The organism is Bacillota bacterium, from assembly GCA_009711825.1.
Classification (GTDB): Bacteria; Bacillota; Proteinivoracia; order UBA4975; family VEMY01; genus VEMY01.
Genome location: VEMY01000005.1, coordinates 63,262 through 77,047, shown reverse-complemented (window position 1 = coordinate 77,047; position 13,786 = coordinate 63,262). Strand labels below are relative to the sequence as shown.

General features: G+C 47.4%; 14 protein-coding genes and 1 pseudogene. 13 read left to right on the top strand and 2 right to left on the bottom strand.

Going from position 1 to position 13,786, the window contains the following annotated elements; all coding sequences use genetic code 11:
• Window positions 1-289: 289 nt before the first annotated feature.
• The 6 genes from FH749_02995 (at window position 290) to FH749_02970 (ending at window position 6,107) form a co-directional block, all read left to right on the top strand.
• On the top strand, window positions 290-892 hold the full coding sequence (locus FH749_02995) for a DNA-3-methyladenine glycosylase 2 family protein (protein ID MTI94443.1): 603 nt from the start codon (window positions 290-292) through the stop codon (window positions 890-892).
• A gap of 20 nt (window positions 893-912) precedes the next feature.
• Window positions 913-2,802, top strand: coding sequence for a YgiQ family radical SAM protein (locus FH749_02990; protein MTI94442.1), 1,890 nt, complete (start codon window positions 913-915; stop codon window positions 2,800-2,802).
• A gap of 92 nt (window positions 2,803-2,894) precedes the next feature.
• Complete coding sequence (locus FH749_02985; protein ID MTI94441.1) at window positions 2,895-3,473, top strand: GNAT family N-acetyltransferase; 579 nt, start codon at window positions 2,895-2,897, stop codon at window positions 3,471-3,473.
• Between the two features lie 296 nt (window positions 3,474-3,769).
• Entirely contained in the window at window positions 3,770-4,099 is a 330-nt protein-coding gene (locus FH749_02980; GenBank protein MTI94440.1) for a radical SAM protein, read from the top strand.
• Window positions 4,054-4,737, top strand: coding sequence for a radical SAM protein (locus FH749_02975; protein MTI94439.1), 684 nt, complete (start codon window positions 4,054-4,056; stop codon window positions 4,735-4,737). The genes FH749_02980 and FH749_02975 overlap by 46 nt, the downstream gene beginning before the upstream one ends.
• Before the next feature lie 182 nt (window positions 4,738-4,919).
• A complete protein-coding gene (locus FH749_02970; GenBank protein MTI94438.1) occupies window positions 4,920-6,107 on the top strand; it encodes a pyridoxal phosphate-dependent aminotransferase in 1,188 nt (395 codons plus the stop codon).
• 146 nt (window positions 6,108-6,253) lie between these two features.
• Here FH749_02970 and FH749_02965 read toward each other — a convergent pair whose 3' ends face one another.
• Window positions 6,254-6,853 carry a TetR/AcrR family transcriptional regulator gene (locus tag FH749_02965; GenBank protein MTI94437.1) on the bottom strand — a complete coding sequence of 200 codons (600 nt, stop codon included), beginning with the start codon at window positions 6,851-6,853 and terminating at the stop codon, window positions 6,254-6,256.
• A gap of 201 nt (window positions 6,854-7,054) precedes the next feature.
• On the opposite strand from FH749_02965, the gene FH749_02960 reads away from it, so the two are divergent.
• From FH749_02960 to FH749_02945, 4 genes and pseudogenes are all read left to right on the top strand, one after another.
• On the top strand, window positions 7,055-7,936 hold the full coding sequence (locus FH749_02960) for an ABC transporter ATP-binding protein (protein ID MTI94436.1): 882 nt from the start codon (window positions 7,055-7,057) through the stop codon (window positions 7,934-7,936).
• Window positions 7,937-8,737, top strand: a complete 801-nt coding sequence (locus FH749_02955) for an ABC transporter permease (protein MTI94435.1) — start codon at window positions 7,937-7,939, stop codon at window positions 8,735-8,737.
• Between the two features lie 9 nt (window positions 8,738-8,746).
• Window positions 8,747-8,824, top strand: a pseudogene (locus FH749_02950) (transcriptional regulator).
• Between the two features lie 190 nt (window positions 8,825-9,014).
• Window positions 9,015-9,815 carry a transposase gene (locus tag FH749_02945; GenBank protein ID MTI94434.1) on the top strand — a complete coding sequence of 267 codons (801 nt, stop codon included), beginning with the start codon at window positions 9,015-9,017 and terminating at the stop codon, window positions 9,813-9,815.
• A gap of 15 nt (window positions 9,816-9,830) precedes the next feature.
• Here the strand turns inward: FH749_02945 and FH749_02940 are convergent, their stop codons facing one another.
• A complete protein-coding gene (locus FH749_02940; protein ID MTI94433.1) occupies window positions 9,831-10,676 on the bottom strand; it encodes a hypothetical protein in 846 nt (281 codons plus the stop codon).
• 231 nt (window positions 10,677-10,907) lie between these two features.
• Here FH749_02940 and typA point away from each other — a divergent pair, with 231 nt between their 5' ends.
• From typA to FH749_02925, 3 genes are all read left to right on the top strand, one after another.
• Window positions 10,908-12,770, top strand: coding sequence for a translational GTPase TypA (typA, locus tag FH749_02935; GenBank protein ID MTI94432.1), 1,863 nt, complete (start codon window positions 10,908-10,910; stop codon window positions 12,768-12,770).
• A gap of 179 nt (window positions 12,771-12,949) precedes the next feature.
• Complete coding sequence (locus FH749_02930; GenBank protein MTI94431.1) at window positions 12,950-13,165, top strand: hypothetical protein; 216 nt, start codon at window positions 12,950-12,952, stop codon at window positions 13,163-13,165.
• On the top strand, window positions 13,146-13,499 hold the full coding sequence (locus tag FH749_02925) for a hypothetical protein (protein ID MTI94430.1): 354 nt from the start codon (window positions 13,146-13,148) through the stop codon (window positions 13,497-13,499). The genes FH749_02930 and FH749_02925 overlap by 20 nt, the downstream gene beginning before the upstream one ends.
• Window positions 13,500-13,786: the final 287 nt, after the last annotated feature.

Sequence of the window (13,786 nt, the reverse complement as noted above, 5' to 3'; positions counted from 1 at the left end):
GGCTACTGAGGGATAAGTCCCCAGCCATACCCTCCAATGGGGATACTAGCCTAATAATGGCCATGGGTAGATGCTAATTAAACTAATTGGTGGTCATTACGACCATATCTGCAGTGGAATCCATTTATAAGTACCACCCTCTCGAAATCAGTGACAAGTATACCACGGTATAACCTTTGAAACAATGGGTGAGTGCGTATAAACAATTCTTGCCACTTTGGACAGGGAGCACAGGTTTTGCTAAACTGAAACCAGCTTAAGATATTTGCGTAAATAATGGGAGGAGCCTATGCGTCATTTTCCTTATGGAGAAACTGAAATAAAATATTTAAAACAAAAGGATGAAAAGCTTGCATGTGCTATTGAGCATATCGGTATGATTGAACGGGAGATTACTCCTGACCCGTTTGAGGCACTTATTTCCAGCATCGTCAGTCAGCAGATATCCAAGAAGGCCGCGCAAACGGTCTGGAACCGTCTCCAGGGTCTGGTTGGACCTGTCTATCCGCAAAATATCCTGGCAGCAGATGAGGAGGCAATACAGCAATGTGGAATGTCAGCACGCAAAGCCGGATATATTCGGGGTATCGCCGAAGCAGCCAATTCCGGGAGAATAGATTTCGCCGGTCTCGATAAATTGTCCGATGCGGAGATAATTCGCTCACTATCTGCGCTTCGAGGGGTTGGCGTGTGGACTGTTGAGATGCTCCTCATCTTCTCACTGGCCCGACCTAACATCGTCAGTTTTAACGACTTGGCCATCCGCCGGGGAATGATGAACTTATACGGGCTTACGCAATTGTCCCGGGATGAATTCGAGCACTACCGGGCCCGTTACTCTCCCTACGGTTCGGTGGCGTCCCTTTACTTATGGGAACTGTCCGCACAATAGAAGCAGAAAAAGGTGAAACTATGAATAATTTTCTGCCCATCAGCAGAACAGATATGCAAAAGCGGGGTTGGGATTACCTGGACTTTGTCTTGGTTTCCGGGGATGCCTACGTGGACCATCCCTCCTTTGGCGCGGCTGTTATCGGTCGGGTCTTGGAAAGCCGGGGCTATAAGGTGGGCGTTATAGCCCAACCCGCCTGGACTAATTCAGAGGATTTCAAGCGCCTGGGCAAACCGCGGCTGGGTTTCTTAATCACTGCCGGCAACATCGATTCCATGGTCAATCATTACACCGTTGCCCGCAAGCGTCGTTCTGATGACCTCTATTCCCCTGGGGGGGAGGGTGGCTTGCGTCCCGACCGGGCGACAATAGTCTACTCCCACCGGGCCCGGGAGGCTTATAATGACGTGCCGATAATCCTTGGCGGAATCGAGGCCAGTTTGCGGCGCTTTGCCCATTACGATTATTGGTCGAACAAGGTGCGGCGCTCAATCCTCCTGGATGCCAAAGCAGATTTGCTTGTTTATGGCATGGGGGAGCTTCAGATTGTCGAAGTGGCCGAGGCACTAGAGAGCGGACTGCCCGTTGAAGAAATCACGTTCATCCGCGGCACTGTCTACAAGACCAAGGACAAAAACAGACCGCATGAGCCCCTGGTATTACCCCACTATGATGAGATTCTTGAGTCGAAGCGGGTTTATGCGGAAAGTTTCATGAAGCAGTATAAAAATATGGACGCAATCACTGCCCGGCCGCTCATGGAAGCATATCGGGGTTGGTATGTAGTGCAGAATCCGCCCCGGGAGCCGATGACTCAATCGGAGCTGGACAATGTATATTCTCTGCCCTTCATGCGGGACTATCACCCCGATTATGAGCAGGCAGGGGGAGTGCCAGCTATCAAAGAGGTTAAATTCAGCCTGATTAGCAATCGGGGCTGTTTCGGAAGCTGCAATTTTTGTGCCCTCAATTTTCACCAGGGACGGGTGGTGCAGGCTCGCAGTCACCGCTCAATTATTTCCGAGGCTGAGAAATTTGTCTGGGAGCCTGACTTTAAGGGGTATATCCATGATGTGGGCGGCCCGACGGCCAATTTTCGGCACGCTGCCTGCGACAAACAGGAGAAACATGGCGCGTGCATTGACAAGCAATGCCTGTTTCCTGTTCCCTGCAAACAGCTAAAAGTTGACCATCAAGATTATTTGGAATTACTGCGGGAACTCAGGCAATTGCCCAATGTGAAGAAGGTCTTTGTGCGCTCTGGTCTGCGTTATGATTACCTAATCCAAGATCAGGATGATGAGTTTGTCCGGGAGCTATGCGAGCATCATATCAGTGGCCAGCTGAAGGTGGCGCCAGAGCATATTTCCGCCGGAGTTTTAGAAATGATGGGGAAACCCCGCAAAGAAGTGTATCAGCGATTTGTGGCCAAATACCATAAAATCAACAAAGAGCTGGGTCGCAATCAATTTCTCGTCCCCTACTTGATGTCCAGTCATCCCGGGTCGACCTTGAATGACGCCATTGAGCTGGCAGAATATCTCCGGGATTTGGGCTATATGCCCGAACAGGTTCAGGATTTTTACCCCACTCCCGGCACCATGTCCACCTGCATGTATTACACCGGCCTCGACCCCCGGACGATGAAACCTGTTTATGTTCCCCGTTCTCCCAGGGAGAAGGCGATGCAACGGGCGCTTATCCAATATCGCAATCCGAAAAATTATGACTTGGTGCACCAGGCCCTGGTCAAGGCGGGCCGGAAAGACCTGATTGGTTTTGACAAGAAATGTCTAATCAGACCCCGGAAAGAAGCTCGCCCCTTGGGTAATAAGTTTGCCAGCGGAAAAAACAGAGGGAGAAAACGCCCATTCCAAGGCAAGAAATCTTCCCTGCGGCGACGACGCTAAATTGTTATTGCCGGGGCAGGCCTGTTTGGCTATAATTGGCATAGTCAGGGGCATAAGCTACTCCATTTTATAAAGTAGAGGGAAGTGAAACAATGAACCAAATAAACTATGATACTTACTTTTGGCAGGATGATCTGGTGCGCCTGCGGGCCATGCGACCAGAAGACTGGGAGGAAAGTTTTGCCGACTATTTTGACAGCGCAGCCAGAAGACTGCTGCAATGTGAAATTGAACTGCCTCCCTCAGAAAAAAAAGCCCAAACCGACTTCGAGCAGTTTGCCAATTTTGGCTCATATGAAAGCCGTCTGATGTTCTCTATCGAACGAAGGACGGACGGCAAGTTTGTCGGTGCCCTAAACCTCAACTCAATTGACGAGCGCAACGGGACTTTCAGCATTGGAATGCAAATCAGCGGCCAATACCGAGGCCAGGGCTATGGCACCGCTGCCATGAGGATATTATTGCGTTATGCTTTTTTCGAGCGGCGCCTGAACAAGTATAACGGTTATGTGTTGGAAGGGAACATTGCTTCGGCAACGATGCTACAAAAGCTCGGTTGTAAGCAGGAGGGCGTCCGGCGTCAGATTCACTATACCGATGGGCGCTATCAAGATGGCATCCTCTACGGTCTTACCAAAGAAGACTTCATCGAAAATGAGCAGCGTAAATAGTGCTCCCATTTGAAGTTATGCCACCGTTAGCCGGTAAAGTCGGTAAGATAATCCGGACAGCCGTGGCGCTGGGGAAGAAATCGGGAACGAGGACTAACACATTAAGGCCGCCCATGAAAAAACGGGTCGCCTTTCTGCGGGAAATTCCCCCAAAGTATAGACTAAGTTTAATGCGCTAGTCTTACCCTGTAATGTCTCGAGGTATTATTGGAGGTGATTTCCATGCGCTTTAGTAACATGATAATCAGAATACGTCTGCACCGGTAAAATAATATCATTTTACCGGAGTGTTTTAATTGAAAAGAATACGAGACAGTTTAAGCATAGTGCTTACAAATAATTGTGATTGTCAGTGCCGTCACTGCTATATGAACAGTGAGCCGGGTACCGCCCGGGATTTGGACACATCCTTTTGGTCTGGTGTTTTGCGTCGTTTTGCCGAAAATCAGGGCAAAGACGTCTGCTTCCACGGTGGCGAGCCGCTCTTGCATCCCGGCTTCGCCCGTCTGCTTGCCGAGGCCCGGGGTTTGGGTCTTGCCACCAGCATTGTCACCAATGCCCTCAATTTTACCGGGAAACTGTGCAGCTGCTGGCCGAGACGGACACCTATGTGCTGGTCAGCCTAGACGGTCCCCGGGAGAACTATTATGCTTTTCGGGGTGTGGACAAGTTTGAGCAGGCGGTGGCCGGAATTGAACAGCTGATTGCTGCCGGGATTACGGTGCAGCCAGTTCAGGTGGTGCACAAGGATAGTTTGCCCCAGCTAGACTGGGTGGCGGATTTCTGCTCGCTGCACGGCATTGCCACTTGCACCTTAAGTCCGATACAACCCATCGGCCGGGCAGAGGCGATTGAGCATTTGCTTTTGTCTAGTGACGAGCTGGCGCAGTTTGCCTATAAGCTTTCAGTCTTGAACGGCCGGGGCTACACTAAGTTTGTCACCCAGTCGGTGTATGGACCAGATGAGCTGGAGCGGTTCGAGACCGCACGGGACAAAATTATTGGGTTCAATGACGACTACTTTTATGTGCAAAGTGACGGTGTTATTGTCTGCGACCTGGATTTACCCGACAGCCGGGCCTTTGTGCTCGGTCATGCCGGCGATTTGACCAGTCTGGATCCAGATGTATGGCAGCGCTACCAGGATTTGCTGGCGGCAGCCTTTGAGCGAGGACGGGCCCGGTTAAAGGCGGGCCAAGCCGTGAACTGGCATGAACTTGTTCAACGTCAGGCCGGCGCTTCACCAATTCAGGACGGTTCTTAATTTGCACCAATTCAGTACGGTTCTTGATTTGTTTCGGAGAGTTTGAGAATGCCACTTGAGAACCGTCCTGGATTGGCATCGAGCGTAATTTTGCCCTTGAGTCCTGGATTGGCATATCGAGCGTAATTTTGCCGTGCTAAAGAGTCAGCTTGTCCATAATAAGGACTGGTGCTAAACTGGGTATGGGAGGGAGAAGATTGACAGAATTTGATACTGTAATTAATCGTCGTGGAACATGTTGTGCAAAGTGGGATCTGCATGCAGAAAAGGGAATTCCGGAAGATGCGCTTCCACTTTGGGTTGCCGATATGGATTTTCCAGCGCCCGAAGCTGTTACAGAGGCTCTAATTGAAAGAGCCAAGCATGGAATATTCGGTTACTCGGTACCCTCGTCGGAGTTCCATGCCAGTGTTGTCAATTGGATGCTGGATCGACATAATTGGCAGATTGAGCCGGAGTGGATTGTCTCAGCGCCTGGGGTTGTACCGGCTCTTAATTTCGCGATCCAGGCCTATACCAAAGAGGGCGATGGGGTACTAATTCAAAATCCTGTTTATCCGCCCTTTACCAATTCGGTCGTTAACAACAACCGGAAATTGGTCAATAACCCGTTGATAATTAAGGATGGTCGCTATTATATCGATTTTGATGATTTTGAAGCGAAGATTGTTGCTAACAAGGTCAAGCTCTTTTTGTTCTGCAGTCCCCATAACCCGGTGGGCCGGGTGTGGAGTCGGAAAGAATTAGAAACATTAGGAGACATCTGCCTTAAACACAATGTAATTGTTGTTTCCGATGAAATACATCAAGACTTTGTTTTCCCAGGGTCTAAGCATCTACCCCTGCCATTGGTTAAAAAGGAGTTTGGCAAGAATACGCTGGTTTGTACCGCTCCCAGCAAAACATTTAATGTTGCTGGTCTCCAGGCCTCGAACATAATCATACCTGACCCTGATTTGCGCGAGCAGTTCAGCCAAGCTTACGCTGTAGCCGGACTGGGTCTACTCAACACTTTTGGCATGGTTGCCTGTGAGGCGGCATATACCCACGGCAGCCAGTGGTTGGATAATGTAATTGCCTATGTCGAAGTAAACGCAGACTTCGCAATGGAGTTCATCGCCGAACACTTGCCGCAGCTTAAAGTGATTAAGCCCGAAGGCCTTTACTTGCTCTGGATTGACTGTGCCGGGCTGGGGCTTGCACCAGAAGAACTGGAAAATTTCTTGTTGGAAAAAGCGCGGCTCTGGCTAAACCAAGGCTATACTTTTGGCGAGGAAGGGGCCGGTTACGTGCGGCTCAACATCGCCTGCCCCCGCTCAGTACTGAAGAAAGCACTAGTCCAGCTGAAACACGCAGTTGATTCACGCTAATTCAGGACGGTTCTCGATTGGCATTTCTCATAACAAAAAACTGCTCCCGTGACCAGGGGGGCAGTTTTTGTTTTGTCGTCCCACCATTTCAGGACGGTTCTCAATTAGTGTCGTCCCACCATTTCAGGACGGTTCTCAATTAGTATTTATTTCCGCTCCAGGGGCTTTCCAATTAAGCCATAGGCAAACAAGGAAGCGAGATCGAGAAGCATTTTTTGGTTTTCATCCCGGAATAGGTCAGGATTGCTGGTTGCATCCCGAAACATCTGGATGTAATACAGAATCGCGTCAGTAGATATATCCGGATTCACATAACCTTCCTTGCGGCCCTGTTCAACCAACTCCAACATCATGGGCAGCGCCTTGGTTCTGGCATATTCCTCAAGATATTCTTGTATATCCGGTTCCTGAACAGAAACAACTTCAAAAAATCCTTTGTCCCCCATCAGTTGACCGGCCGTTTTCTTGTTGAAGATTATCTTTTCCAGTTTTTCTGGGAACGGAAGGTCACTGTTGAGAAAAGGCTCAAAGTCTTTGGCTATATCATTCATATATTCTTTGACAACGTATTTAACCAACTCACTTTTGTTGCCAAAATAATTGTAAATTGTCACCTGCGAGACATTCGCCTTTTTTGCAATCTCAGAAATGGAGACTCTTTGCACTCCATACTGGGAAAACAGGTCGAAAGCAGCCTTACGAATGTTTCTTTTCTTCTGCTCTTTGCGGCGTTCAAATCCATCCATTAGTGTTCACCTCGTTTTTATCATACCATATTTATGAACTATATCAACAAAATTATTTCAAAAACTATTGACTCAAATCCGATTCGGGTATATTATAAACTATATTAACATTAATATTTCATAAATTTCAAAGAGGTGAGCTAAACGCTGAACTAACGAGTATGTTTGTGTCTGGAAAGTTATAAAAGGGAGGGAATCTGGATGATTGAACTGCGTGACCTGAGCAAGGTCTACTCCAATGGTAAGGGCGTTTTTGATGTTAGTTTTAATGTGGCAGAAGGCGAGGTCTTCGGCTTTTTGGGTCCCAACGGCGCCGGAAAAACCACGACCATTCGCGCTTTGCTGGGGTTTACTAACGCCAGTAAGGGTAGCTGTAGTATTAATGATATGGATTGTCGTCGTGATGCGGCAAAAATTCAAAAGATCTTAGGTTATGTTCCTGGCGAAATTGCTTTTTTCGAGAACATGACCGGGATACAGTTTCTGAAATTCATGGCCGACATGCGAGGCACAAAGGACGTTAAGTTGCGCAATAAGTTGATTGAGCGGTTTGAATTGGAGACCGACCGCAAGATTCGCAAAATGTCCAAAGGAATGAAACAGAAGGTTGGCTTGATTGCAGCGTTTATGCACGACCCTCGTGTTATAGTTTTAGACGAACCGACCAGTGGCCTCGATCCCCTAATGCAAAAGCGATTTATCGAACTGATTATCGAGGAGAAGCGGCGGGGCAAGACAATTCTCATGTCCTCGCATATGTTTGACGAGGTGGACCGCACCTGTTCCCGAGCAGCAATTATCTGGGAAGGCAGGATTGTCGCAGTTGAAGACATCCCTACACTTAAGTCCACGCTGCGTAAAAGCTACCTGGTTACCGTAGCAGATAAAACTGATATTAAGAGGATTGAAGCTAGTGGCCTAGAGTTCAGATTGGTAGACGACAACCGGGTAGAGATTTTTGTCAGCGATGACTACAGCGAGATGCTTTCGACCCTGGCTGCCTGCAAGGTCACAAGTTTGGACGCAGCTGCCCAAACCCTTGAGCAAATTTTTATTCGCTACTACGGCAAGGAGGCGAGCTAGATGTCCTGGACTCTGTTTAAAGCAAATATCAAAACCAACCGAGTTATTTGGATTATCATGACAGTTATTTTCGTGTTTTACTTTGCAATAATGGTCTCTATGTTTGATCCCGCGGGCGCTGAGGCAATGGAAGACATGCTTAGCATGATGCCGGAGGCTATGGTAAAAGCGCTAGGAATGGATACTATGGGCACAACTTTGTTAACATTCCTTAACGGCTATATGTACGGTTTTTTGGTCTTGTTGTTTCCAATGGTGATCTCTATTGTTGTGAATCATCGCTTGATGGCCAGTCATGTGGATAAGGGCAGTATGGCCTACCTGCTGGCAACGCCCAATTCACGGATACGGATTGCTCGCACCCAGGCACTGTTTAGTGTGGCCTCCGCGACAGCCTTCTTTTTTGTCGCGACAATTCTTGGTATTTTAATTTCCCAAAGCATGTTCCCAGGTGAGCTTGAAGTAGGCAAATTTATTCTGGTTAATTTTTATGCACTGTTGATGTACTTCGCCATCGGCGGTATTGGTTTTTTTGCCTCCAGCATTGCAGACGAGAGCAAAACCAGCCTTGGTTTGGGCATGGGATTGCCAATCGCCTTTCTCGTGCTCCAGATGTTGGGTGGTGTAGGTGAAGATTTTAGTTGGGTTGGCAATCTCTCCATGTATGCTTTATTTGACCCCAACAAACTAGTAGCTGGCGAAAGCTTCGCCTGGCTTGGCATGGCTGCTTTTGTAGTAATCGCATTAACTCTCTATACCGCCGGTATAGTCATCTTCAATAAACGAGACTTGCATGTCTAACTCAGCGCCAATAGAGGACGGTGAGCTATACGCTTTTCAACCCTAGAGGGAATTTGCCGGGCGCTGAACTGTCAGCCCGGTGATCTTTTCTCCAGTGCGTTAAGAATAGCAATCCTTCCTGAAACCGAGAAGGGTTCATATAGCCATAATAAAACTGCTCCCTTGACCGGGAGCAGTTTTATTGTATAATACATAATAGAACAAATGTTCTGCAGGTTGAGGACGGTTCTCGATTGGTATGGCCTCTTGTTGCAATTAGAAATTAGGGGGGAGCGTTGTGACACGGCGAGCCAGAGCACTTAGCCCTACCGGTATTTATCATGTGATGGTACGTGGAATTGGCCGGATGAAAATCTTTCATGATGATAGAGACATGGTTAGGTATCTAGAAACTTTGGAACGTTTTAATCGAGAACAGCAATACCGATTGTATGCTTACTGTCTAATGAATAACCACGTGCATCTGCTGCTAAAAGAAGAGAACGAACCGCTATCGTTAACCATGAAACGTATCGGCGTTAGCTATTCAAAATACTATAATTTGCGCTATGAAAGGGTTGGCCATGTGTTTCAGGATAGGTTTAGAAGTGAAGCAATCAAGTCTGAAGCACAGTTTGTTCGTTGCGCAAGGTATATCCATACTAATCCAGTAAAAGCGGGAATCACCGCTTGCCCAAGTCAGTACTCTTGGAGCAGCTACGCATCATATATTACGCACAATTGCAGTAAGCTTATTGATCCGGTGCCGCTACTTGATTACTTTTCTGATAATCAAGGTAAGGCAGTACAGCAGTTAATTGAGTATACACTTCAAAACAACACAGATCAGTTTATAGAATGGGATGATAATGTTAGGGTCACCGGGTCCCAGCTTAAGCAGGCGGTAGGGGAAATTCTTACCAATAACAGCCTTACACTCCACAGCTTTTCCTGTTTAGACATAAACGCGCGGAACAAACTTATTAAGACTTTAAAAGATGATATTAAATGCACATCAATTGAATTGGCAAGTGTTTTAGGGATCAGCAGAGACATCATTTATAGAGTTACTAGGAGTGCCAAACGAGAACCGTCCTGAATTGGTGAATTGGTATCAGGGCAGGGGGAGGGCTTGCTTTTTTCGTTTGGTGAAGCTGTTATAATGGGTATAACCTGCGGCTTTTGCATAATCTACGGCATCCCCCAGCATTAATCCAACATCTTCAGGGAAGTGGGCATCGGAGCCAAAACATATCTCAACACCATGTGCGTAGAAAATTTTAAGAAGCTGGGGATCGGGACAGAAATGCTGTGTATGGCCCCGGTAATGAAGTTTTGGGTTTATTTCAGCGGTTACCCCTGTAGAAGCCAGTGTTTTGGCTAGCTGCACCCATTTTTCTTCCGGATATCTTGCTGGATAATGGCCGAATATCTTGATTGCATCAACGTGTCCGAGGATATCGAATGTGCCGGACGCGACTGCTTCGATACATAAATCAATGTACTTTTCCCAAACTACTTGAACATTTCTGCCTTTCCAGGTATCGGGCCAGATATCATAGCACCAGCCGTCGAGCCAGTGAACTGATCCAATTATGTAGTCTACAGGCCAAGGTTCTACCAATTCATGAATTAGTTCTGGTTCGCATGGCGACCAGTCCAGCTCCAAACCCAGTTTCAGTAGTGTGCTACTGACTCTAGCCCTGGCTAGAAGGTCATAATAGAGGCTCAACGAACTCTTAAAGTAACCTTTGAGCATCTTCCGCTGACGTTGACCAAGGATTGTTGATTCAGATAAATCCAGGCGGTTGTAGTACAAAGGCTTCATTTCGATAAAGTGATGGGAATGTTCGCTTATTCCTAACTCAGTGAGCCCAATTTCTTTTGCCTGGTCAATGTAATAGCGGAGCCATTGCATGTTGAGCGGGCCGTTTTCCAGGTGACAATGAAGGTCTTGCATACGATTCACCTCCTTTCTGTACCTAGATTATATTGTAAACAAACAGATTTTGGGAGTCTGTTTTACTATCTTTTTTTTGCATTTTTCAAAGCTTAATCAGCGTGTTAGATGTGAGATTCATTTAGATTTCAACGGCAAGCTATTGCCGACCTGCAAACGGTTGTTTTGTGTCGTTCATGGATGAACCTCAAAAAGATTTCCCATCCTAAGTAATATAGGGTATAGTAGTGAATGTTATTTCTAAAATCTAAAAACTTGAAGGTGAAGTATGTGAGTGTAAAGACACAGGAAAATTTACGGAACATAGCAATCATTGCCCACGTAGACCATGGCAAGACTACTTTGGTGGATGGACTTTTGCGCCAGGCAGGAATTTTTCGAACCAATGAACGGGTGGCAGAGCGGGTAATGGATTCCAACGATTTGGAACGGGAACGGGGCATCACGATATTATCTAAGAACACAGCTGTCCATTATGGGGATACAAAGATTAATATCGTGGACACTCCCGGCCACGCTGATTTTGGCGGCGAAGTGGAGCGGGTGTTAAACATGGTTGATGGCGCATTACTTTTGGTGGATGCTTTTGAAGGCCCGATGGCCCAGACTAAGTTTGTATTGCGCAAGGCCTTGGAAAAGCAGCTGCGTATAATTGTCGCCATCAACAAGATTGATCGGCCGGATGCCCGACCCGATGAGGTCCTGAATGAAGTATTTGATTTGTTCGTGGAACTGGAGGCCGCCGACTGGCAGCTGGATTTTCCGGTTCTGTATACGGTGGCCCGGGATGGCCTGGCGACACTGGATGTGGAGCGTCCCGGGAGCGATCTCCAACCGCTGTTTGACATGATAGTTCAGGAGATTCCTGCGCCCACTGCCGATCCCGATGGCATTCTCCAGTTGCAGATCAATACTTTGGATTATGATGATTATGTGGGTAAAGTGGGCATTGGTCGTATTCAGCACGGGACCCTTAAAGCTGGTCAGCAGGTGGCTTTGTGTAAACGTGATGAAAAAATTGAGCTCCACAAAATTGGCAAGCTCTGGACATATGATGGTCTAAGCCGATTGGATGCCGATGTTGCTATCGCCGGTGATATTGTAGCTGTGGCAGGCCTCGGGGACGTGAATATCGGCGAGACTGTCAGTGATTCTGAACATCCGGCGCCTATTCCCGTAGTCGATATCGACGAGCCGACCCTGACTATGACATTTATGGTTAATGACAGCCCCTTTGCCGGTCGGGAAGGGAAGTTCGTGACTTCGCGCCAATTGCGCACTCGTCTGTGGAAGGAAGCGGAGACCAATGTCAGCCTCAAGGTTGAAGAAACAGATTCCGCTGAAGCGTTTACCGTCTCCGGTCGTGGTGAGCTGCATCTTGGAATTCTCATTGAGAACCTGCGTCGGGAAGGCTATGAACTGCAGATATCAAAGCCAAAGCCGGTGCTAAAAGAAATCAACGGCGAACTCTGCGAACCCTATGAAAGGTTGTTTATCAATTTGCCAGAAGCATCTTCGGGACGAGTTATTGAGAATCTGGGAGCCCGGCGGGCGGAACTGTTGAACATGCAGCCGGTGGGGGAAAGCAATGTCAAACTAGAGTTCTTAATTCCCGCCCGGGGCCTTATCGGGTTCCGCTCAGAGATGCTGACCGATACCCGGGGCGAGGGGATTATGCATCATCTCTTTGATCATTATGGTGCCTGGAAGGGGGAGATTCCCGGCCGACGACGTGGCGTGTTGATTGCTTTTGAGACCGGTACGGCAACAACTTACGGAATCCACAGCTTTGAGGCCAGGGGTATTCTGTTCATCCGCCCGACTGAGCATGTCTACGCCGGAATGATTGTGGGCGAGAGTGCCAGAGAAGAGGACATCGAGATAAATGTTTGCAAGCAAAAACATCTAACCAATTTCCGGGCCGCCGGCGCCGAGGACGCCATGCGCTTGACTCCACCCAAACTAATGACATTGGAGCAAGCGATGGTGTTTATCGAGGAAGACGAACTGGTGGAGGTTACACCAGAGTCCATTCGCCTGAGGAAAAAAATCCTCGACCGCAACAAGCGGAAGCGAGCCAACGAACAACGATAAAAAAGAACTCATCGCTATTATTGCGGTGAGTTTTTTGCGATGGTCTGAGCCCCTTTAACACTGTATCCAATGTGTTAAGTTTTTCCATCTCAAAATGGGGATAATTCTTATTGCCTATTACAGGGGTACATGCTATTTTAAAATTGTACTACATACTAACTTTGAGAAGAGACGACCTGATGAAAGACAAAAAAATGATAGTACTTGTTGCAATTGCAGTGCTCGTCGTCGGCCTTGGCGCGACAATTTATTCAAACGTCACCGGCAAAACTATTCGCACGAATCAAGCTTTTAGTGTTCCTGATGAGTTGCGCAATGTGAAATGGGAGTACAAAGTGCTGAACGTTGAAGAAGTTAACCAGGAACGAACCTTACTTGGAAGTCCTTGGCACTAACCGTTGGATTGTTGTGGACATGCAGGTAACCAATGTTGGGACCTACCGGGTTGAGAGTAAACGGATTCAGGATTTTGCCCCTGATGTGATTGGACCGTATGGAGAGCGGGCCAAGGTAGACGAAATTATTGCCGTTGATAAGCCGGATTATAGCAGGATAAGTATTTATCCCAATGAGCCGGTGGCGATTCAGGCGAGTTATCGTCTTTCAACTTCTACAAGTATGGAAGACTATGATTTTGACCAACTGGCAATAGAGTTCTATAATTGGGCTGACTTCATTTTTCCAGTCAACCTTTTCTACCCCGAGCGGTGGACTTTAAAATTGAACTAAGCTTTTGAATCTAAACCGGGAGCAAGTGTAGCCCGGTTTTTTATTTCCCCCTCAATTGGTGTGGTCTAGCGAGTAAACTCAAATTGAGAGGAAGTATTGTAGCTGAAAGACAGGGCGATATGCGCAACTTTTTGTTAGCTTTTCACAGTCGAAGATTAATAAGCGTTGCCCTCGAGAACCGTCCTGAACTAAGTTGCCATCCGGGTTTTTGTTCACAACTAGTTCATAGCTTGTTTGCTAATAGTTAAGAATCGACGGATAAACTCATAAAAGAACATAACAAGGGA